The sequence below is a fragment of the Marinimicrobium sp. C2-29 genome (assembly GCF_038419845.1).
Taxonomy (GTDB): domain Bacteria; phylum Pseudomonadota; class Gammaproteobacteria; order Pseudomonadales; family Cellvibrionaceae; genus Marinimicrobium.
Window position 1 is genome coordinate 1 of the sequence record NZ_JBCAQT010000010.1, and the last position, 21,330, is coordinate 21,330.

The following is a 21,330-nucleotide window of genomic DNA, read 5'->3' on the forward strand; positions in this document are numbered from 1 at the left end:
GCTATCGGCTACTCAATGTGATCGACGACTTTAACCGCGAAGGCTTGGGCATCGAAGTCGACTTGTCTCTGCCCGCGCTGCGAGTTACCAGGGCGCTGGAGCAAATTATCGAGTGGCGCGGCAAGCCCGCGATGATCCGGTGTGACAATGGCCCTGAATACATCAGTGGCGAGCTGATCGCTTGGGCTGAACGGCACCGAATTACGCTGTTGCATATTCAGCCGGGCAAGCCTCAGCAGAACGCCTATGTGGAGCGGTACAACCGGACCGTTCGTTACGACTGGTTGGCGCAATACTTGTTTGACAGCATCGCTGAAGTACAGGAGTTCGCCACCCAATGGCTATGGAGTTACAATCACGAGCGTCCCAACATGGCGCTCGGCGGCTTTACGCCGAAACAGAAGTTGGCCACTGTGGCCTAGCTCTACTTATGGCCCCTGTTAAAAATGGGGGGATTACCGGCTGTCTGTTGCAGGAAGTCGTTCAGACTCTGACGATCCGTTTGTCTGAGACAAGATATCCATGGATACATTGGGTGTGGGCACACGGATGGCGTTGCCCGTGAGCTTGCCGTCGAGCTCCGGGAGCGCCTTGGCCACCGCCTTGGCAGCCCCGGTGGAGGTCAACACCATGTTCAGCGCCGCTGAGCGGCCCCGCCGGTCGGCCGAATGGTAGTTATCAATCAGGTGCTGGTCATTGGTGTAGGCGTGCACCGTCTCGACGTGACCATTGCGAATGCCAATGATCCCTACCATCAAAACTAAACACCTGACTTAGCGAGGGTTGCACTCTCAAGCGCTTCCGGGCTAACAAAGCCCAAAGCGCTGTGTCGTCTGTTTCGATTGTAGTCGACTTCGATGTATTCGAATACCCGTTGGCGCATGGCTTCTCTGTTGATCAAAGGTTCGTCTTGGATTGCCTCCACTTTCATGCTGTGAAAGAAGCTCTCTACGCAAGCATTGTCCCAGCAGTTGCCTTTCCGGCTCATGCTTTGTATCAGACCGTGATCGGCGATCGTACCCCGGTATAGGCCTGACGCATACTGGCCGCCCCTGTCGCTATGGACAAGAACACCTTTCGGGAACTTGCGCTGCCAAAGCGCCATCAGTAAGGCGTCATTAACCAGGTCAGCGGTCATACGCTCGCTCATGGACCAGCCAATGACCGAGCGCGAATGCAAGTCAATCATGACTGCCAGGTAGAGCCACCCCTCTGTTGTGTACAGGTAGGTGATGTCGCCGGCCCACTCCTGATTGGGGTGCTCTGCGGAAAAAGCAGATTAGGCGCGACAGGCAGCGAGTGATCACTGTCTGTGATGACTTTAAAGCGCTTGGCGGCCTTGGGCACCAAATCCTCGCTAAGTCGAGTGCCTAGTTTTGCTGGTAGGGATCACGTGCTCTCAACAGAAAGGCCTTTGCGTCCCGTCGCCTGCATCCTTTCAGAGCGGAAATCCTCTTCCAGTAAAGGGAGTATCTCCGGATGAGCGTCCAACACCCGCGATAGATCGCTGAGGAACGCGCCAAACTTGTGTGGCGAGCACAGATCAAATAAACTGCTTTGTGCCGTGCGGGATTCTCGCTTGGTAAGGCACTTTGTTTTGGATTTTGCTTTCTTGGTCGAAAACAATTCTACAAAGCATTAGTGCCTTTTTTAACCCTCCACGCGATATTTTCCCTTTTTTATCAGAATCTTAGCCGTTTATGGATGGGCACTAGCTAGTCATCTGGACCAGTTCAAGCACACTTAGCCACTAAATTCGGCTAAATCTAGCTCCCCCCTACTCATTGTAACTCATTGATTATTGAGGCATTCTTACATCAACCGACTATCCTGGCTGGACTGTTAATCATTGGGGCGCTGGTTCGAGCCCAGCAGGCGGAGCCAAATTCGAAAGCCACCCCTAATCGGGATGGCTTATATGGGTAAAAGATTGACACTCACTTCCTCAGATATAAAGCGATCAATGCCCTCTTATTCAATAATTGGCCCTTTCCCGAAATACCTGCGTTGTCGGGGGATCGTATAGGGTGTAGGTAAAGCTAATATTCTCGCCTTCTTCTACCGTTATAGACTGTTGCAGAGTATAGGTGAGCCCCATTTCTCCTCCACCAAGCAGCACTCCATCATTAAGCAACTCCGGAGAATCGCTGGCTTCGATAGTAGCAAGAATGGTCGTTCCATTGCGTATTTGCGCTTGCCGTAATTCAAAGTCCCGGTTGGAAGTGTTTGTTATCTGAAAAGTAAACGATGACCCTTCTTGATAGACATTGTCCACGAGTTCAACATTCGAGGAAGAAACCCCTAAAACAACCTGCAGGAAAGTCTCTACCACCCCAAGCTTTACAGTGCCTTGGGCGTTAGTGCCCGGAACCTGGGCCGTTATGTTGACAAAGCCTACCGCTTCACTTCCGGTTCCGTTGGTGCTTACCCTTGCATCCAGGGTAGTTAACTGTGTTTCCTCAAGCGCCAGAGCGTCGCTATCGGCGGAAAGCACCACCTCTGTTCCATTTTCAATCTCGCCGTCCGGACTGTTGGGAATGACTCTGGCTCCCAAAACCGTCTGATCAATGCCATCATCCAAAATAACGTTCGGGGTAGCCGTAAGAGTGATACTGGCGGGACCATCGGGCTTAGGCGCAATATCCAGCGTCGCAGTCGCCTGAAATTCTCCAATGAGCGCCGTCACCCCTGTTGTGCCCTCGGCGATGGCTGCAATCAGGCCCGGAGTTTCAGCATCCAGCTCTACCAGGCTGGGGTCTGAAAACGACCATTCGACTGCGGGGGTCAAAATTTCTGTGCTCCCGTCGTCGTAGGAGCCGGCAACTTCAAACTGAGTGTTCTGGCCCACTGCGCTCGAGGCAGATTCCGGAGTAATAGCAATCGACGTCAGCACGGCGGCCAATACCTCGATCGGCTGACCACTGGTGATCTCGCCCAGGGATGCCGAAATGGTGACATTCCCGGCGGAAACTGGCGACACTCGCCCTGGAGAGCTTTCATTGTCTACCGTGGCGACGTTCGTGTTGCTGCTTGACCAGATAGCGTCGGAGGTAACGTCCAGCTCCTGGCCGCCTTGATAGTGCGCAATGGCTTTCAGCTGCCGGGGTTCGGCCAAGTGCATAGAGAGCGGCGCTTCAATGATCAGTGCCTCGACAATGGGTGAGGTCACCAAAATCCGGGCTGCAACGCTTTCACTGGCCAGCTCCGCTCGAATGGAGGTTTCACCCTCGGCAAGACCTTCGACGTACTGGCCTTCGGCATTGGAGTTGATTGTCGCAATGCTTTGGTTGCCGACGCCCCACTCTACCTGGTCAGTAACCTCTTCTTTGGCACCATCGTCATAGAGGGCGTAAACCTGAACTGTCTGGCGGGTCAAAGCTGGCAGGGTCAGTTCGGAGGGATCGAGTTGCAATTCAGTTATTGCAGCAGCAACCTGGAACTCAACTGTTTCGGTTAGTGACACATCACCTTCCTGGTACTGGATTTCCACGGTGGGCGAAGCCACCCAGGCCAGTGACGTTACCACTATCGGGTCTCCGACTATCACCTCCAGCGAATCGGCGTCGGAAACCGTAGCATCCACGTCGCTGGAAACGTTCTTCTCACTACCGTCTGAATATTCGGCAACCACAGAGATCTCTGCATTTCCTCCAACAGCGAGATTGGTCGCACTTACGTCAAGAGTGAGGGCACTTAAAACTGGAGAGGAAGGAGGGTCGGGGTCGTTAACCTGGCCACCGCCACTATCGCCACCGGAAGAACCTCCTCCGCAGGAGCTCAGAATGGTAGCGACGAAGATAATAAAAAAATTTCTGATACTCGATTTAGCCGACATATACGCCCCCTTTGAGAAAGATCCTTAAGCCACTAGCCTGTAAAAATCAAAAATTGATTTGACAGGTATTTCCTGAAAAAGGGACTGTACCCTTTCAAGTAGTCAATATAGTAGCTTACTGGGTGAAACACCAGCAGTCGATGTCGAACGGGCTGCTAGATCGTGTCAAAGGGTAGGGGTAAGGGTACCCGGTAAGCGGGGTGTGTTACTGTCTCCTCCCGCACGCGGGTTTCCAGGCCGCCCGGGGATCATCCAGATAATCGGCGAGGCTGGTGTGAACACAGGGCTTTGACCCAATAACGTAGTGACCGGTCGTCGTTGCCCGATAGAGTTGGCTGTGGGGCCATTGCTCGGCGAGCTCTTCGGCCCAGGTCATCGGGGTGATGGGGTCCAGCTCGCCCGCCAACATCAGGGTGGGGACAGAAAGATCCCCGACAGGCGCCAGCGGTTGTTCAGCCGAGCCTAGCCACTGGCAGCTTTGCCACTGCCAGAGCGGGTCCAGAAACTGGCGAAAACGTGGGTGCTCGTCCACCACCGTTTGGTATTCCGCTTCCGTTCCCAGCCGGTGGTCCCGGCAGTCCACGGCCATGAACGTCAGGCTGGACAGAGACTCATCCAGCGCCTGATTCACAAAGGGCTCGATCAGCGGCCGCAGCGCCTCGGGGTCTGACTGTTGAACGGCTTCGAGGGCCTTCGGTATCTCGGGCCAGCGGCGCAGTTGATTGATGGCGGCAAACAGGGCCGACAGAAACCGGTGATCGTTGATCACCACGGTGCCGGGGCGGCGCTCCTGCCAGAAATCGATGGAAACCGACAGTGGATCGCGTTTGAGTTGTTCCAACGCGGCATCCAGTTGCGCGCTCAGGTTTCGCTCCGACGGCGCGCAATCGCCATCGCTCTGGCACCACTGGATAAATCGTTCAATGCCCTGGGTCATCACCTTGGGCCAACTCAGTAATCCGCCCTGATCGGGAGGGTAAACCGAATCGAGTATCAGGCTGCGCACGCGTACCGAGGTGTCGGCCTGATTGATCTCTTGCGCAACCGCGAGCGCCAGGCGGGAGCCATAGGAGACGCCGATCAGGTTCCATTCGCGAAAATCCAGCTCTGTCATCAGCCCGACGACATCCCGAGTGCTGGCACGCGTGCCAAAGGCTTCTGCGGCAAACCGGCCCGAGGCCTCCAGACGCGCAAAGCACTCGCGCAGTATCGCACTCCCCTCTTCCAGTTCGCGTTCGAAGGTGGCGTCATCACGCAATATTTCCCGACTGAAGTCGTCGTACTCGGGGCAGTCCAGCGCCGGTCGGCTGCCGCCCGTCCCCCGTCGGTCCAGTACCACCAGGTCGCGTTTCAGCCTGGCGTTTTCCATCCACGAACGCCAGTACCTTACCCCCTCCCGATCGATGCCCGCCGGGGCGCCGGGCCCACCCTGTAAATAGAGTACCGGATCGGACTGACGCTCGGCCGAGGGGGCCTCAAGTATCATTACCGGCAGCTGAAACGAAATGATTTCGGTCGACGGGGTCTTCAGAGTCGCGCAGCGGACTTCGGCCCGCCAGGAGGTATCAAAATCGCATTCATGAAAACGCAGCCGGTAGCCGGATTCACTTCCGGTTTCTGCTCGCTCGGATGGGGACTCACCCGGGAAAAACCAGAGCCCGATACCGGCCAGAACCAGCACCAGAAAGATCAACAGCCCAGTTCGCGGAGACACAGACAAGCTCAATGGACGGCTTCCCGACTGAGCAGCGCCCGGTACTCATCCGCCGGCATGGGTCGGGCCAACAGAAAGCCCTGCAGGTAGTCCACACCCAGGGCAACCAGTGCCTGTTTCTGGGATTCGGTTTCGACGCCTTCGGCCACCACCCGCAAATTCAACGCGCGGGCCATGGCCACACTCGCCTCCACCAGCGCACGATCTTTTGAGGAGCGGTCCATGCCATCAATGAAGCTGCGATCGATTTTTACGTAACGGAACGGATGCTGACGCAAGTAATTCAGCGAGGAGTAACCCTGGCCGAAATCGTCCATGGAAATTGCCACACCAAGTTTGATCAGCTGTTCAATCACATCCCTGGTTTCCAGTACGTTGCTCAGCAACACCCCCTCGGTGATTTCCAGAATCACACAGGCCGGGTCAATGCCGGTGGCGTCCAACGCCTGCTGCAGGTCACCGAGGATATAGCCATTGACAAACTGTTTGGGCGACACGTTGACGGAGATGGTCACCGACCGTTCCAGCTCCTGCGTCAACGCGACGGTTTCCCGAAAGGCCCGCTCCAGAACCATTGATCCCAGGGCCCGAGTCTGTCCACTTTGTTCGGCCACCGGAACGAATTCACCGGGCGAAATAAAGCCGGAGTCGGTAGGCCAGCGGACCAGCGCTTCGGCACCGGTAAATCTCTCCAGCGTCGGGTCGAAAATCGGCTGGAAGTGCACGGTCAACTGTTCTTCTGCCAGGGCGGTACGAAGCTTCTGCTGCAGATCAAACCGGTGTTGCATGTGGCTGGCCATGGCGGCCTGATAAAAATTGAAACAGTTTTTGTACTGCTTGCTTTGGTGCAGTGCCAGATCGACACTGCGCATTATCTCGTTGATGTCCTGGCCATCTTCAGGATAACAGGCAATGCCGGCGCTGGCGGTCACCGTCAGCTCCAGGCCTTGGGCGTGCACCGGCTCGGTCAGGGATTCCAGCAATTCGCCGGCCCGGCTGGCAATGCGGTGGCGCCCCTCAGCACCGGCGCACAACAGCAGAAACTCGTCGCCGCCCTGCCGAACGATCTGTTCGCCCGGGTGCAGCGATGCTTTCAGCCGCCTCGCGATAACACCAATCACCTCATCACCCTCGCGGTGGCCGAGATTGTCATTGATGTGTTTGAAATCGTCGATGTCCAGCAGCATGGCGCAGAAACCACGGCCACTGCGCTCGGCCTGGCGCAGCATACGGCGCATCACGCGCAGCCCATAGCGGCGGTTGGGCAACCCTGTCAGGTAGTCCGTATAGGCTTTGCGGCGCACCAGAGCCAGGTGGCGGCGCTTGAGCGTGAGCTGACGGGATAGAGACCAGCTCAGGCGGTAGGCCAACAGGTAAATGATGATGCTGGAGGCAATCACAAACAGCCAGCCTTTGGCCGTCTGCCAGAACAGGAAGCTGGCGGAGTCATCATCAACCCAGGAGAACAGCATGCGGTCAGACAGGAGTATCCATAGCGAGGCGATAGTCAAGTAAATCAGCGCAATCCGTACTGGGGTCATGGGGCACATCACTGGCAGCATCATCGATGCCCTGAGGATAGCAGCCATATACCAATTCGGCCATATCACCCGATTTGCTTGCGCCCGAAAAAACTATCGGGAAGGCAGCAGAGCGCTACACGGTTGCTATACTCAGCTCAGGTGTCCGCTGCGGGCTGCCAACCAAACGGGATTTGCCCCTATGAGCGCCCATCTCGGCGCTCCTGATGCCGGCCCCTGGCTACACGCGCAGGAATCACCCCTCAGAGCCGGCAGATCAGACCGAGAACGCAGCCCTGCGGGCACCGTCTTTTACTGGAGCGCCTTGCGCCAGTACACAGGCTCCGCGCCGAGGCACGTGTCGGTGACCGGCTCGCCCAGCAGGTCAAACACCTCATCCGCCTCGAACTCAGGCCAGTAGGCACTCTCATCCTGCGGTCCTTCGCTATCGTGCCGCCAGGCCAACAATATACGCGCCTCCGCTGTCTGAAACTCCAGCTCGTAGACGCCCGCCGGCGCGGAACGCCGGGCGACAAATTCGGCCTCACCCAGCGTTTCGAGAAACACTTTCAACGCACGATAGGGTGCGCGCTTGCGCCACGAGTCCCGGTCATCCACCAGACCGTAGCCGTGCGCCGACAGCCGCCACCAGAACACCCGCTCCACATGGCCGGAGCAGAGAGCGATAGCCTGGTAACGCACCAGATAGTTGGCGTACTCGGCTTCGCTCACACCGGGAGGATGGCGGCGGGCGTCTGGCCCCTCGTAGCCGGCACAGACCGGCGACCAGACACTGGTCCCCACCACCGGCCAGTTGACCTCGGAAATGATCACCCGGTCCTCACTGCGGGACGACCACTGGGCAATGGCTCTGAGCAGCACGCACTTCTCCAGGGTGGAGAAGGCCCCCTGGGGGTTTTCCGGATACCCTCGACGGTCGACGTAAAGATGATGCGACAGAGCACTCAACGGCTGCTGGCGGGGCACCTGATTGAGCATGGGCAGAACGTAATTGTATTCAAAATCAATGCAGGCCGGCCCGGTGAGCCGTATCTGCGGGTACTGGCGCTGCAACTCCAGAGCGGGCTGCAACAGCGCGCCGTACTCCCGGTCGGTCCAGACGCCCCATTTCATCCGGTTGACGGCGTGGCCGATCTCGATGTCTTCCACCTTGTCGGCAATGCGGGGGATGATCTGCTGAAGAAACGCTCGCCACGCCTCCGGCTCCAGCACGGCGCGCCGATCCTGCAAGAACGCCACCATGATGCTGACCCCTCGGGCCGCGAGCGTGTCGATAAGCTCAACCCCTCGCGCCCAATCCTCGGGTGTTTCGTGGTGACAGAACCGCACCAGAGCGGGCGGATTACCCAGCTCCTCCAGCATGGCCAACTCAGGCCCGATATAATCCGCTTTGGGGTGCAGCGCCACGCCCACCCCGTTGCGCATGCCAACCGGCTGTTTGAAATTCTGCGCCTGCAGGCGGCGATAGTGTCGGTATACGCCCGGGATGGCCCGCAGACTGTGCCAGAGCATGGACCACATGTAGCGGCGGGAGCGGCAGCGATTTTTCTCCGCGCGGGAGAGCACAATCATCGCCTGCGCCGATTTCTCATCCCAGATCCACAGATCCCGATCGTGGGGGTAATCCCCCGGGGGGTTGAGGGGCTTGCCCCGCAAGAGGGTTTTAAGACTGCGCAGCGGATGGCGCCAGTGGCGACTGTTGCGGTGACGCACAAAACGCGCCCGCTCCTGCGCCTCGGCCCGGTTCAGCTCGGGATCCACATCGTCATGATAGCTGTAGATGAACTTGAAAAACTTGCGATATTCCCCGGGCAGGGTCAGGCGCGCAATATCCCGCGCCCTTTCCCGGGGACCCACTTTTTCCAGAATGCGACCACGGTTGAGGTCGATGAATTGCGGTTGAGCCCAGCGCCCGTCCGGGTCCCTGGGTAGCAGGATATTCTGATTGCCCATGTCACCGTGCATGAAACCCGCATCGTGCATGGCCCGCACCGCCGGGGCCACCCGATTGAGCAGCTCGATCATGGCCTCATTGTCGGGATTGTTGCGGTACACATCGGTGAGGCATTCGCGCAGACTCTCCGCCTCACAGAAGAGGCAGAGGTAGTAGCTCTCCAGCAGACGGCGACCGTCCCAGCGCTCCACCACCGCCACCGGTTTGGGAGTACCGATCTGATGAGCGAGCAGATGGTCAGCGGCCTGAAAGGAGCGCTGAGCCGGACTGCCGCGGCGCGCGTCGTACCAGTCCTTGACCCGGGGCTGGCGCTTGTAGCGCTTGACCGCCAGGGTGCGGGGCTCGCCATTAATAAGGGTGCGCCAGCGAAACACCTCATCGCCGGCGGCCGCGACCAGATGTGCATCGGGGCCTGACAGAGCGCTGGCCAGCGACGCCAGGCTTTCCAGAAAGTCCGGTTGCTGGCAGGCATCAGCCACCTGGGCCCGATAGGGCCCAAGGGTCATTAATGTCGGATTGTCTCGGTCGGCCACAGGCGCTCCCCAACGCATAAAGATTCGGGTCATTCAAGGGGCGCAAAGCATGGCGGCTCGGGCGGGAAAAGTCCAGTCCCGAGGGGCTGAACCCCTACCTACTCGAGGTCATAAAGATCGGGCAGATCACTCTCGAACAGGGTCGCCGGATGGCGGTAAAACGCCTCAAAGTCCTCCGCGGCCTCATGCCCCTTGTAGGGGACATAAAAGTGGTCCCGATCCTCTTTCTCCCGGTTGGCGTTGCGCCACACCTGAACATAGGCAACCTGGCGGGTCCATTCGTTGGCCAGGAGCCCCGGCAGAAGCCGCTGCGTGAAAAAATCGGGCTGGAACAGTGTGTCCTGCCCGCCCTCGGTCATGGCGGGCAGCTTGCCCTTGTCGGCGGCCAGCTTAGCCAGCCGGGTCAGACTCTGTTGAAAGTCCTCGGCGCTCTGCTCGGGGGATGCCTCGTTCGCCTCGTGCCCCAGGTCCCAATAGTTATCGATTCCCAGAATGTCGACATAGTCATCGCCCGGGTATGCATAGAGATACTGCGATTCAAAGCGGCTCATATCGAGGCGGCTGCGGTCGGGCGAGAAGGCATAGAGCAGGTTATGCAACTGCTTCTCTTCCCGCAGATAATCCACCGTAAAACGCCAAAGGGCGACGTAATCCTCCTCCGCCGTCGCGCCCCGGCCCCACCAGAACCAGTCGCCGTTGTGCTCGTGCCAGGGGCGAAAAATTACGGGTAGAGGGTGAACCTCGCCTTCGGGAGTGGTGACGGCGAGCCCGTCGACAAATCCGGCAAACCGGTCCAGTGCTTTTTTCAGTGCGTCGTGCCACTCACCACCGGGCAGCAGGGCCCCGGCACCGGTTTGCGTATTCCAGGAGTCGGCTCCGGTGCCAGGGTGAGTCATATGCCATGAAATGGTGACTACGCCACCGCGTCGATAGGCCTCACGCATCCAGCCCTGCATGGCTTCGAAGTCTACGCCGTCGAGGTTTGCGGAGTCACCGCGTTCCAGGTGGCCGACATCCCAGCCATAGAGTGCCGGGTAATCGCCGGTCACCTCCTTCACGTCCGATCGACCGGACTCCTCCTTCCACTCCACACCGTAAGCGAGGCTGTCCTGGTGGCCGAACAGAAACGCCTCGCCTTGCAATTGGTGCAGATTACCGATGAGCGCCCGGGTGGGCTCACTGGCCTGTGGGTCGATCGGCGTCACCGGCTCGCCCGGCGAGCCGGTGACAGCCAGTCTGGAATTTTTCTCCGACTCGGAAGCGGAACATCCCACCAATGAGAGCACAAGAAAGAGTGAGAGCCGCATTGAGACCCTGACCAGGGTCCCGGAAAAACGTCGGGGCGCCAGGCCCTGGGCGGAAATGTGAAGGGGTAGTCGCAGCATATGACACCTGTGCCTGGAGGATCGCTATTGTTGTTTTGCTATCCGCTCAGCCACAAATAAAGGAGCGAACAACGGCTTGCATTGTAACCGGTTACAGGAGAAACCTGAACCCTCTTTCCAAAAAAACCGTGAATTGACCAATAAGAGAGTCCACTCCCCGCTCAGGGAGTGGATCAGACAGAGGGAGCAGCCAGCGTGCCCGTGGTGACTTTAATCCAGCAGGGAGCGGGCCCGCTCAACTTTCTCGCGATCTTCTTCCGACAGGCGCTCTTCCAGTTCTTCTTTGAGGGCTCCCTCCGCTTCGGACTTGAGTTCCTGCTCCACCCGCTCGCGCGCCCGCTGCATCAGCGGGTTGAGAATGGCGCGGGTCAGCTGTGCGGGCGTCAGGCCCTCCTGCCGGTCACCCAGCTCTTCCAGCTGAATGTCGCGCATGGTCAGGTTTCGCTGGCCCAACTCCTCGGAGCGCAAATCCAGGGTCGCTCCGGTAAAGCTGAGCTTCTCCACCATAAAGCGCACATCGGGACTTGCGGTGGTGGACTGTGGGGGCTCCTCCGGACTGTCGGGGCGCATCTGGTCGAGCAGGGTCTTGATGTTGATGTCATTCACCCCCTGATGCTCGGCGTTGAGTACCGCCCCATCGATCAGAATCTCCCGGATGACCACGACGTCCTCGGTAATGGAGCTGGGCTGTATCTCCAGCCCCACCTGGCTCACCTTGATGATGGGCCGGTCGGAGTAACCCTCGGGATTGGCAACGGCCAGACCGTGGATGTCTCCACGTCCCTCGGTCAGCTTGATGTTCACCCGATCAACCTGCACGTCGGTCTTGGTCACCATGGGGCCGACCGACTCAATGGCCGCCTCCACCAGGGTATCGAGATTCTTCAGACCGATGAACAGTGCAATGGCGATGACAACCACCAGGGCCACCAGAATGCTCACTATGATTTTTATCGCTTTCATGGGGTTTCCTTTTCGCTATGAACCAGGGTCTGATCCTCAGATTGGCCCATAAAATGGATTGGGGTCGCTAAAACCCTTATCATAGCGCCCAGCCAAAACGAGCGCCAATCAATTGCGTTGGAAATTTCTCCCGGTGTACAGGCCCGCCTCTATGTTTGACGATATTTTTGCCCTGAAACTGCTGACCGTAATGGTGCTGATTTTTGTGGTGATCATCGGCCTGGTTGCACTGGCGATTGCGGTCATGTACGTGACTGACGTAACCCAGCGCCGCCACACTATCCGGCGCAACTATCCGGTGATTGGCCGGTTCCGCTATTGGTTTGAACATCTGGGAGAATTTTTTCGGCAATACTTTTTTGCCATGGATCGGGAAGAGATGCCCTTCAATCGCGCCGAGCGCGCCTGGGTGTATCGCGCCGCGAAGAATCTGGATCTGAACCTGGGCTTTGGTTCTACCCGCGACCTGAACCCGCCGGGCACGGTGCTGTTTCTCAATTCCGCATTCCCCACTCTGGAACAGGACGCCTCGCGCCCCTCGGCGGTGACCATTGGCCCCTACTGCCGGCAACCCTACACCACCAGCGCCTTCTTTCATATTTCCGGGATGAGCTATGGGGCCATTTCGCGCCCCGCCGTGCTCGCCCTGTCACGAGGTGCAGCGCAGGCCGGCTGCTGGCTCAATACCGGCGAAGGCGGTCTGTCACCCTACCATCTTGAGGGCGGTTGTGACCTGGTGTTCCAGCTGGGCACGGCAAAATACGGCGCGCGCGACCTGAATGGCCAGCTGTCCGACGAGCGCCTCAAGGCACTGGCGGAACAGGACGCCGTCAAGATGTTTGAAATCAAGCTCAGCCAGGGCGCCAAGCCGGGCAAGGGCGGCATTCTGCCCGGAGAGAAAGTCTCGGCCGAAATCGCCGCCATCCGGGGCATTCCTGAAGGTCACCCCTCCATCAGCCCGAACGGTCACCCCGATATCCGCTCGGCTGAGGATCTGCTGGACATGATTGACCGGATTCGCCAGGTCACCGGCAAGCCCGTCGGCTTCAAGGCCGTACTCGGTGACAAGCAGTGGCTGCACGACCTGGTTGACGGCATTCGGGCCCGGGGCATTGACCGCGCACCGGACTTCATCACCCTGGACAGCGCGGATGGCGGTACCGGCGCCTCGCCCCAGCCGTTGATGGACTATGTCGGGCTGCCGTTGAAAGAGAGCCTGCCCTGGCTGTGCGATCTGTTGCAGGAGGCGGGGCTGAAGGAGCGCATTCGCGTGATCGCCTCGGGCAAGCTGGTGAACCCTTCCATGGTGGCCTGGGCTATTGCCTGTGGTGCCGATTTTGTCACCAGCGCCCGGGGATTCATGTTCTCCCTCGGCTGTATTCAGGCGATGCAATGCCACAAAAACACCTGCCCCACCGGGGTGACCACCCACGACCCGAAATTGCAAAAGGGGCTGGACCCGACCGACAAGGCCCAGCGCGTCGCCAACTACCAGCGCAACCTGACCTACAGCGTGGGGCTGATCGCCCACGCCTGCGGCGTGTCTGAACCCCGGCTCCTCCATCGCCGGCATGTTCATATGGCCCTGAATAACGGTCTGTCCGCACCCTTGAATGAACTCTACCCCGAACCCATCACTCTGATAGACAATGACGCCCAGGCGTCATCAGAGTCGCCATCATCGAAAGAGGTTAACCATGACGCCTAGTGTGCGCTTTTGCATTGCCCTGTTACTGTTTGGTTGGTTGCCGGCCCAGGCCGACGAAGCCGAGATCAGCGACTTTTCCTGGATGGACCGCAACCACATGGCGCAACAGGTCAAAAAAGTGGATGACCTGGCCCGCCAGCGCGTTGGCAGCCAGATACGCGAGGACAAATCCGACCTGGACACTCTGCAACGCATTATCGACCGGGATCTGGTCCCGCAGGACGACCGACTGCTGATGCAGGCCATGGGCGCCGTGCTGGGCAATGTCATGGTCAAGGAAGTGGACGAACTGGAGTGGAAAGTCTACGAAGACGAAAAGGGGCGCAGCCGCGCGCTCTGTGTGGAGGGGACGGAGCAATGTCTCTTCCCCATCACCATGCTCTCCCGCCGTATGTCAGTGGGCCTGAAACCGGACGTGAAAAAAATATACCGGGACGCAATGGAAATGGTAGAGCCGCTGTTGCCCGAGCAGCCCTACGGGGGCGCTTGACAGGCGCCAATTGAAAACGGCTCCCATTTGACTTGCTCTATCATTCTTGCCTAAAATGCAGCCCTCTCTCGGGGGAGTAACCGGCCAACCCGGCTCAGGGTTGGCGCCACTGTCAACATAATTGCGTCACAGCGCATGGCAGCGGCACCTGATCAGACAGCACCGCTGTGCCACTGATCAGGCTGGTGAGACCTGAGATACACAGGCCTCTCCCGGCGGGGCGGCCTGTGTATCTCTGGTTTTCAGCCCCGCCCGGACGATGTGATCAATGGAAGCTCTGATCAGCTCCACGTTGGCCGTAGCTCTGGCGGAGATTGGCGACAAAACCCAATTGCTCGCCCTGCTACTCATATCCCGCTACCATCGCCCCTACGCCATTGGCGCTGGCATCCTGGTCGCCACCCTGATCAACCACGCCCTCTCGGCCTGGCTCGGCGCCTGGATTGCCGGCCTGATTCCCGAGCACTGGATCCCCTGGATCATCAGCGGCAGTTTTCTCGCCGTGGCCCTCTGGACCCTGATCCCCGACAAGGCCGAAGATCAAAACGGCCGCTTTCAGCGCTACGGGCCCTTCATTGCCACGCTCATCCTGTTTTTCCTGGCCGAGATTGGCGACAAGACCCAAGTGGCCACCGTCGTCCTGGCCGCCAAATACGACGCCCTGGCCGCCGTGATCATCGGAACCACCCTGGGCATGCTACTGGCCAACATCCCGGTGCTGTTCGCCGGGCGCTGGCTCCTGGAGCGGGTGCCCCTGAGCTACGCCCGAGCCGTCGCCTGTGTGCTGTTTATCGCACTGGCGGTGCTCACCCTGCTTCGCACCAACGGCCAGATCTGACGCAAAGCCGGGCAGAGCATAGAGCATCCCGGCTCCTCCGGCGGCTAGTCCAGCTGCGCCTCGGCGTGACCCTGCTTCACCAGGACCGCCCGAATACGCTTCGCCGCCGCGGCAAGCGCGGCGGCCTCAACACTGTGCGCGTGCTCAAAGCTCAAATCCCCCATCGAGTCCATGGGCGCCAGATGAATATGCGTGTGCGGCACTTCCAGGCCGGCAATCATCATCCCCACCCGTTTGGCCGGATACGCCTCCTTCAGCCCCTTGGCCACCGCCTGACTCACCTTGATCAGATGCGCCAGGAGCGCCGGCGGCAGATCATCCCAATGATCCACCTCCTCCCGGGGCACCACCAGCACATGCCCCTCGCGAATGGGCTCGATGGTCATGAACACCACCGCCTGGTCGTCTTTCCAGACAAAGTGACCGGGAATATCACCGGCGATGATCTTGCTGAATACGCTTGGCATACAATCCTCCTTCTACGATCGGGCCTGTTGTAAACGCTCAGGATACCATTGCAGGAGGCTCGGGAGGGGGGTGCACTGTTTCAAGACCGTGAGCCTAGGGACCGTTCCCTGGCTCCAGCCGCTGCGGCGGATGCGCTTGACGCTTATCCGCCCTACGGGAGGCTCGGGAGGGGGTGCATTGTTTCAAGACCGTGAGCCGAGGGACTCGCGCTCTCGAGCGTACAGGGACGTATTCACCGCGTGTCTTGAAACAATGCACCGCCTCCCGAGCCGGGTTACAGCCGCCCTACCCTACAAAAAATACTGGCATCAACAAGCATAACCCCCTATACTCCGCCCCTCTTCAGTAAAGCCCTCTATGCGTTTGGGGAAATGGTGTTGCGGGGCATAACTGAGTCGACAAGGAAGGTCCAGGCTATGATCAATAGCCCCACGGCCCGGCTGGTCACAACAACCAGCCCGGGGGTAACAACCCCCACCGCCGACACTGTGCCGCGATAAAGTACCGGAACCAACGAGATCGCACCCTCTGACCACCACCCCCTGAAAAACGCCGCGCCCATTCCCGCTGCCAAGCTGCCGCGCGTCTATTGATTAGAAGGCTTTACCTCTATGTCCGAAGAAACCACCGACCTGCTCTTTACCGAACTGGGCCTGTCCGAATACGTCCTCCAGGCCATCCAGTCCGTTGGCTACGAACAACCCTCCCCCATCCAGGCCGCCGCCATCCCGCCGCTGCTGGAAGGCCGGGACATCGTGGGCATGGCGCAGACCGGCACCGGCAAAACCGCCGCGTTCGCTCTACCCCTGCTCTCGCGCCTGAACACCGAACAGCGCCAGCCGCAGATTCTGGTGCTCGCACCGACCCGAGAATTGGCCATCCAGGTCGCCGAGGCGTTCAAACGCTACGCCAGCAACATTCCCAACTTTCAGGTTGTGCCCATCTACGGCGGCAGTGACATGGCCGGTCAGCTGCGCCAATTGAAGCGCGGCGCACAAGTGGTCGTGGGCACCCCCGGCCGGGTCATGGATCACCTGCGTCGCGGCACTCTGGACATCTCCAAGCTGCAGAGCCTGGTGCTGGACGAAGCCGACGAAATGCTGCGCATGGGCTTTATCGACGACGTCGAGTGGATTCTGGAGCATACCCCAAAAGAGCGGCAGACCGCCCTCTTCTCGGCTACCATGCCCAAGCAGATCAAAAATGTCGCAAGCAAACATCTGAACAACCCGCACGAAATCCGCATCAAGAGCAGCACAGCGACCGGAGAAAACATCGAGCAGGTCTACTGGATGGTCAGTGGCACCAACAAACTCGATGCCCTGACCCGCATTCTGGAAGTCGAGCCGTTCGAGGGCATGATCATCTTTGCCCGCACCAAGAACGCCACCGTCGAGCTGGCGGAGAAACTGGAAGCGCGAGGCTACGCCGCCTCGGCACTGAACGGTGACATGAACCAGCAGCTGCGCGAGCGCACCATTGAGCGACTCAAATCCGGCAAGCTGGATATCGTCGTTGCCACCGATGTGGCCGCCCGCGGCATCGACGTGGAGCGTGTCAGCCACGTGCTGAACTACGACATTCCCTACGACAGTGAAGCCTACGTTCACCGTATTGGCCGTACCGGCCGTGCGGGCCGCACTGGCAAGGCGATTCTGTTTGTCGCACCGCGCGAAAAGCGTTTGCTGTACACCATCGAAAAAGCCACCCGCCAGCCCATCAAGCACATGGAGCTGCCCACAGGTGAAGCGGTGACGGCCCACCGGATCGATCAGTTCAAACAGCAGATTGACGACGTTTTTAACGCGGCTGTCGACCTGAGCTTCTACAACGATCTGCTGGCTGACTACAGTCACCAGAACGATCGCTCACCGGAAGAAATCGCCTCGGCCATGGCCTACTTGCTGCAGAAAGAACGTCCGCTGCAGGTGAAGTTCGCTCCGGTCAAATCCGAGCGGGCCGTGCTGGGCAAGTCCGATCGCGACAACAAGGGCCCCAAAAAGGCCCGGGTCAACGATGCCGATCTGCAGCGCTACCGTCTGGAAGTGGGCCGCAGCCATGAAGTGCGTCCTGGCGACATCGTCGGCGCCATCGCCAATGAAGCGAACATCGACAGCCAGTACATTGGCCACATCAAGCTGTTTGACGAGTTCTCAACGGTGGATCTGCCCAAGGGTATGACTCCGGAAGTCATGCAGGTTCTGAAAAAGGTCCGGGTACGCAATCGTCCGCTGAACATCAGCGAAGACAATGGCCCGCGCCACGACGGTCCGCCGGCCGGCAAGAAGCCCCGCACGGGCGGCCCCAAGCCCGAGGGCAAGCGCGCCCCCGGTAAGTTCGACTCAAAGAGCAAGACGGCCAAGCCCAAATCAAAGGTCCGCCACAAGGACCAGAAGAACAAGGGCTATCGGGCGAAAAACGTCGACAGCTAGAAACGAGCATGAGCAGTCAGGCTCAATAAAAAAGGGAACCCCTCGGGGTTCCCTTTTTTATAGCTGCTTTTAATGGCTGCGCTTTGGTTGACGCGCTTGTGCCCTACTCGTCAAACATCTGAATCATATAGCCGCCTTCAATGGCCGCTTTCATGGCCTTGTCGGCGTCAATGACCCGCTGATCATTGCGCAGGCTTTCCGAGACGTCCTTGCGCTTTTCGATTTCAATGTCGGTAAAGCCGGCGCGCATCAAGTAGACTTTGCATAGCTGCTCGGCACCAAAGCCGTCGACATAATCGATGTAGACAATAAACGGCTTCTTGTCCCCGACTGCGATATCATCGCGTGCCACCCGGGCGGTCGCGTTGACCGAAAAAATAAACATAAACGTCCTCAAATAGTCGGCGTTACACCGTCATAATGACCCGCACGGCATCTGTGCGCAGTTGCGCCCGGTTCAGATATTTCCCGGAGTCGGCCAGTTGTTGTTCCAGCATCTCGATTTCGCTCTTCCGCACGTTGGGGTTGACCTCCGCCAGTGCCTTCAGCCGGTCGCGCTCTTCGGTCAGAGCGGATGTCACCTGCTGACGCGCCTGCTCCACCAGCTCTTCCTGACGGGGCGCCACCAGCGCTTCGGCACTGTCCATCATCTGCGCCAACTGCGGACGCGCGTGCCGGACCAGATCCTGCGCGCTGGGGCGCGGGACTTTCTGCAGCAGGCCATCAAGCTTGCCCGCTTCAAGCACCGCGCTCAGATTCTTGCCATTGGCATCAATCAGCACCCGCAGAACCGCTTCCGGCAGATAGCGGTCCAGTTGCAAGGTCGGCGGAGCCGGACAGTGGAGCACAAACAGCGCCTCGAGTAGCAGCGTGCCCGGCTTGAGTCCCGGCAACTTGATGGTCGCCAGGGCCGTATTGCCAAACTCGCTGTGGGCAATCATTTCCTGGGCACCCAGAACCATGGGGTGCTCCCAGGTGACATACTGAATATCCTCGCGCGCCAGCGCCAGGTTCCGGTCGTAGGTGACCGTCATGCCCTCTTCCGCCAGGCCGGGGAAGTGCGGCACGCGCATCTGCTCGCTGGGGTGCACCACCCAGCTCTGCTCGCCGTGGTCGTCCTGGTCCACACCAAAGGCATCGAAGACGCGTTCCAGATACTCGGGCAGGGTATCGTCCTGATCCTGCGCCCGGAGCTGATCCACAAGTTTTTGCGCCCTCTGGGGCTGACAGGAATTCAGTTCCAGCAAGCGGTCGCGGCCGGCCTGGAGCTGGGCTCTGAGGGTCTCGGCACGCTCGCGGGTTTCCTCCAGCAGCGAGTCAAATGCCCCTTCCTCGTCCTCGACCAGAGCGGGCAGCAGACGCTCCTCGAATTCGTCATAGAGCGTGCGCCCCACGGCACAGGTCTGCTCGAAAGCGTCCAGCGCCTGATGGTACCAATGCAGCAGATTTTCCTGCGCGGTTTCGGTGTAATGTGGCACGTGAATGTTCACGTCGCCCTGCTGGCCGATGCGATCCAGCCGGCCGATGCGCTGCTCGAGCAGATCGGGATTGAGCGGCAGATCGAACAGCACCAGATCCTGGGCAAATTGGAAGTTGCGCCCCTCACTGCCGATTTCCGAGCAGATCAGCACCTGGGCGCCGGCTTCGTCGTCGGCAAAATAGGCGGCGGCGCGGTCGCGCTCCAGCAGGCTCAGGTGCTCGTGGAACACGGCCGACGCCAGCCCCTTGCGCAGACGCAGGTACAGCTCCAGCGCCTGAGCGCTGTCGGCACTGGCACAGATCACCAGGACCTTGGCGCCGCGGTTGGCGCGCAGGAAATCGTTCAGCCATGCCACACGGGGATCCACCAGCCACCAGTCTTCAAAGCTGTGCTCCGGCCAGAAGGTTTCGGGGTGGAGCTGGTCTTCCAGCGAGCGATCGCTCAGCGCCAGCAGCGCGTCATCATCCAGTTCCAGCGGATGCAGGTGCAGGTGACGGTCGGGAAAGCCCGATACCGAGGCCCGGGTATTGCGAAACAGGACCCGCCCGGTTCCGTGCCGGTCCAGCAGATGATTGACGGCGGCGTCCAGGGCGTCGGCCGGATCTTTTTCGGCGCGCTGGCTCAGGGCTTTGATTTCGCCTTTGGACAGAAAGGCCCCGAGCTCTCGCTCCAGCGACTTGGGCCAGGCCGGCGGTTCGCCCGCCCGCGCCTCAAGAAGCTGTTGCACCAGCTGATTGAGCGGCTCGTAGCGCTCGTGTTCCGCCAGAAACGCATCCAGGTCGTGGTAGCGATCCGGATCCAGCAGACGCAGGCGGGCAAAGTGGCTCTCGATACCCAGCTGCTCGGGCGTGGCGGTGAGCAGCAGCAGACCATCGGCCACCCGCGAGAGGCCTTCAATGCAGCGGTAGGCCTCACTGGGCTCGCCGCTGTGCCACTGCAGATGGTGGGCTTCATCCACCAGCAACAGATCCCAGCCGGCTTCCAGAGCCTGCTGGTAGCGCAGGTCACTGCCGGTGAGGAACTCCAGAGAACAGATGATCAGCTGTTCGCTTTCAAAGGGGTTGTCTTCGGCCTCGGCAATGGTGATTTCCTCCCCCTCGGGCAGGAGCGCGGGGTCGATGTCATCGAGACCGGCCATGGCCTGACAGCGTGCTTCATCCAGGAGGGTAAAACTGAGATTGAAGCGGCGCAGCATCTCCACCAGCCACTGGTGCTGGAGGCTGTCGGGCACCACGACCAGAGCGCGTTTGACCCGCCCGGTGAGCAATTGCTGGTGCAGGATCAACCCCGCTTCGATGGTTTTACCCAGGCCGACCTCATCGGCGAGCAGCACCCGCGGCGCCTGACGGCGGCCGACTTCACTGGCAATATAGAGCTGATGCGGCAGCGGCTGAACCCGCGGGCCACTCAGGCCAAACGCCGGGCTCTGGCGGTGGCGGTGGAGGGTTTCCAGAGTCTGGTGACGCAATCCGAAATGCGTGTACTTGTCGATCTGCCCGGAAAACAGGCGCTCGCGCGGAGTACTGAACTGAACAAAGCTGTCCAGTTCAAATTCGGGGATCATTTTTTCCTCGCCTTCAGCGGTGACCCCCTGGTAGGCCAACAGCAACCCCTGCTGCAACACCTCCTGAATGGTGATTTCGGTCCCATCCTGATGACGGACCTGCTCATCCACCTGATAACGCACGCGGCTGACCGGAGCACTGCGCAGGGCGTAGGTCCGACGCTGGGCGGCGGCGGGAAAACTCAGGGTGACCTGGCGCTCGTCCACTTCCAGCACAATGCCCAGACCCAGTTCCGCTTCGGTGTCGCTGACCCAGCGCTGACCGATCATATATTGCTCTTGACTCACGCGTGCCTCTTTTATCGCCTGTTTCAGGTTGCGCATGATACTGGCTGCAGCCCTCAATGCCAAAGGCTGATTGCGGTCCATGGTCCGAACCAGTATTTTTCGCGTAAAATAGCATTCCAAATCGTGCTTATTATGGG

General features: G+C 59.5%; 15 protein-coding genes and 1 pseudogene. 5 read left to right on the plus strand and 11 right to left on the minus strand.

Annotation, left to right across the window (positions count from 1 at the left end):
• The coding region (locus AAE484_RS10830; RefSeq protein ID WP_341938407.1) for an integrase core domain-containing protein at window positions 1–422 on the plus strand (422 nt) is incomplete at its 5' end.
• A 33-nt stretch (window positions 423–455) separates the two neighbouring features.
• Here AAE484_RS10830 and AAE484_RS10835 read toward each other — a convergent pair.
• From AAE484_RS10835 to AAE484_RS10870, 8 genes and pseudogenes are all read right to left on the minus strand, one after another.
• Window positions 456–755 (minus strand): hypothetical protein, encoded by a 300-nt coding sequence (locus tag AAE484_RS10835; RefSeq protein WP_445928852.1) that lies wholly within the window; start codon window positions 753–755, stop codon window positions 456–458.
• A 5-nt stretch (window positions 756–760) separates the two neighbouring features.
• A pseudogene (locus tag AAE484_RS10840) lies at window positions 761–1,356 on the minus strand (IS3 family transposase); the annotation flags it as partial.
• A gap of 619 nt (window positions 1,357–1,975) precedes the next feature.
• Window positions 1,976–3,835, minus strand: a complete 1,860-nt coding sequence (locus AAE484_RS10845) for an Ig-like domain-containing protein (protein ID WP_341938408.1) — start codon at window positions 3,833–3,835, stop codon at window positions 1,976–1,978.
• 205 nt (window positions 3,836–4,040) lie between these two features.
• Window positions 4,041–5,549, minus strand: coding sequence for an alpha/beta fold hydrolase (locus AAE484_RS10850; protein ID WP_341938409.1), 1,509 nt, complete (start codon window positions 5,547–5,549; stop codon window positions 4,041–4,043).
• Window positions 5,550–5,557: 8 nt separating this feature from the next.
• A complete protein-coding gene (locus AAE484_RS10855; protein ID WP_341938410.1) occupies window positions 5,558–7,090 on the minus strand; it encodes a putative bifunctional diguanylate cyclase/phosphodiesterase in 1,533 nt (510 codons plus the stop codon).
• A gap of 291 nt (window positions 7,091–7,381) precedes the next feature.
• Window positions 7,382–9,577 carry a lipopolysaccharide kinase InaA family protein gene (locus tag AAE484_RS10860; RefSeq protein ID WP_341938411.1) on the minus strand — a complete coding sequence of 732 codons (2,196 nt, stop codon included), beginning with the start codon at window positions 9,575–9,577 and terminating at the stop codon, window positions 7,382–7,384.
• Window positions 9,578–9,675: 98 nt separating this feature from the next.
• The gene (locus tag AAE484_RS10865; RefSeq protein ID WP_341938412.1) at window positions 9,676–10,962 is read right to left on the minus strand and encodes a glycoside hydrolase family 26 protein; all 1,287 of its coding nucleotides are present in this window, start codon (window positions 10,960–10,962) and stop codon (window positions 9,676–9,678) included.
• A gap of 210 nt (window positions 10,963–11,172) precedes the next feature.
• A complete protein-coding gene (locus tag AAE484_RS10870) occupies window positions 11,173–11,925 on the minus strand; it encodes a DUF748 domain-containing protein (RefSeq protein WP_341938413.1) in 753 nt (250 codons plus the stop codon).
• Window positions 11,926–12,076: 151 nt separating this feature from the next.
• Between AAE484_RS10870 and AAE484_RS10875 the strand changes: the two genes are divergently transcribed.
• From AAE484_RS10875 to AAE484_RS10885, 3 genes are all read left to right on the plus strand, one after another.
• Window positions 12,077–13,633, plus strand: coding sequence for an FMN-binding glutamate synthase family protein (locus AAE484_RS10875; RefSeq protein ID WP_341938414.1), 1,557 nt, complete (start codon window positions 12,077–12,079; stop codon window positions 13,631–13,633).
• Window positions 13,623–14,123 (plus strand): DUF3806 domain-containing protein, encoded by a 501-nt coding sequence (locus tag AAE484_RS10880; RefSeq protein ID WP_341938415.1) that lies wholly within the window; start codon window positions 13,623–13,625, stop codon window positions 14,121–14,123. The genes AAE484_RS10875 and AAE484_RS10880 overlap by 11 nt, the downstream gene beginning before the upstream one ends.
• Window positions 14,124–14,391: 268 nt before the next feature.
• Complete coding sequence (locus AAE484_RS10885) at window positions 14,392–14,961, plus strand: TMEM165/GDT1 family protein (RefSeq protein ID WP_341938416.1); 570 nt, start codon at window positions 14,392–14,394, stop codon at window positions 14,959–14,961.
• A gap of 44 nt (window positions 14,962–15,005) precedes the next feature.
• On the opposite strand, the gene AAE484_RS10890 is transcribed toward AAE484_RS10885, so the two are convergent.
• Window positions 15,006–15,428 (minus strand): HIT family protein, encoded by a 423-nt coding sequence (locus AAE484_RS10890; protein WP_341938417.1) that lies wholly within the window; start codon window positions 15,426–15,428, stop codon window positions 15,006–15,008.
• Between the two features lie 612 nt (window positions 15,429–16,040).
• Between AAE484_RS10890 and AAE484_RS10895 the strand changes: the two genes are divergently transcribed.
• The gene (locus AAE484_RS10895) at window positions 16,041–17,861 is read left to right on the plus strand and encodes a DEAD/DEAH box helicase (RefSeq protein WP_341938418.1); all 1,821 of its coding nucleotides are present in this window, start codon (window positions 16,041–16,043) and stop codon (window positions 17,859–17,861) included.
• Window positions 17,862–17,964: 103 nt separating this feature from the next.
• Here the strand turns inward: AAE484_RS10895 and AAE484_RS10900 are convergent, their stop codons facing one another.
• Window positions 17,965–18,246, minus strand: a complete 282-nt coding sequence (locus AAE484_RS10900) for a hypothetical protein (protein WP_341938419.1) — start codon at window positions 18,244–18,246, stop codon at window positions 17,965–17,967.
• Between the two features lie 22 nt (window positions 18,247–18,268).
• Window positions 18,269–21,193: an RNA polymerase-associated protein RapA gene (rapA, locus tag AAE484_RS10905; RefSeq protein ID WP_341938420.1), complete on the minus strand. Its 2,925-nt coding sequence runs from the start codon at window positions 21,191–21,193 to the stop codon at window positions 18,269–18,271.
• Between the last annotated feature and the right edge of the window lie 137 nt (window positions 21,194–21,330).

Excerpts from the sequence above, each read along its gene's own strand:
- AAE484_RS10855 (WP_341938410.1), bottom strand. The coding sequence starts at position 7,090 with ATGACCCCAGTACGGATTGCGCTGATTTACTTGACTATCGCCTCGCTA.
- AAE484_RS10875 (WP_341938414.1), top strand. The coding sequence starts at position 12,077 with ATGTTTGACGATATTTTTGCCCTGAAACTGCTGACCGTAATGGTGCTG.
- AAE484_RS10880 (WP_341938415.1), top strand. The coding sequence starts at position 13,623 with ATGACGCCTAGTGTGCGCTTTTGCATTGCCCTGTTACTGTTTGGTTGG.
- AAE484_RS10870 (WP_341938413.1), bottom strand. The coding sequence starts at position 11,925 with ATGAAAGCGATAAAAATCATAGTGAGCATTCTGGTGGCCCTGGTGGTT.
- AAE484_RS10895 (WP_341938418.1), top strand. The coding sequence starts at position 16,041 with ATGTCCGAAGAAACCACCGACCTGCTCTTTACCGAACTGGGCCTGTCC.
- AAE484_RS10900 (WP_341938419.1), bottom strand. The coding sequence starts at position 18,246 with ATGTTTATTTTTTCGGTCAACGCGACCGCCCGGGTGGCACGCGATGAT.
- AAE484_RS10890 (WP_341938417.1), bottom strand. The coding sequence starts at position 15,428 with ATGCCAAGCGTATTCAGCAAGATCATCGCCGGTGATATTCCCGGTCAC.
- AAE484_RS10885 (WP_341938416.1), top strand. The coding sequence starts at position 14,392 with ATGGAAGCTCTGATCAGCTCCACGTTGGCCGTAGCTCTGGCGGAGATT.
- AAE484_RS10835 (WP_445928852.1), bottom strand. The coding sequence starts at position 755 with ATGGTAGGGATCATTGGCATTCGCAATGGTCACGTCGAGACGGTGCAC.
- AAE484_RS10845 (WP_341938408.1), bottom strand. The coding sequence starts at position 3,835 with ATGTCGGCTAAATCGAGTATCAGAAATTTTTTTATTATCTTCGTCGCT.
- AAE484_RS10865 (WP_341938412.1), bottom strand. The coding sequence starts at position 10,962 with ATGCTGCGACTACCCCTTCACATTTCCGCCCAGGGCCTGGCGCCCCGA.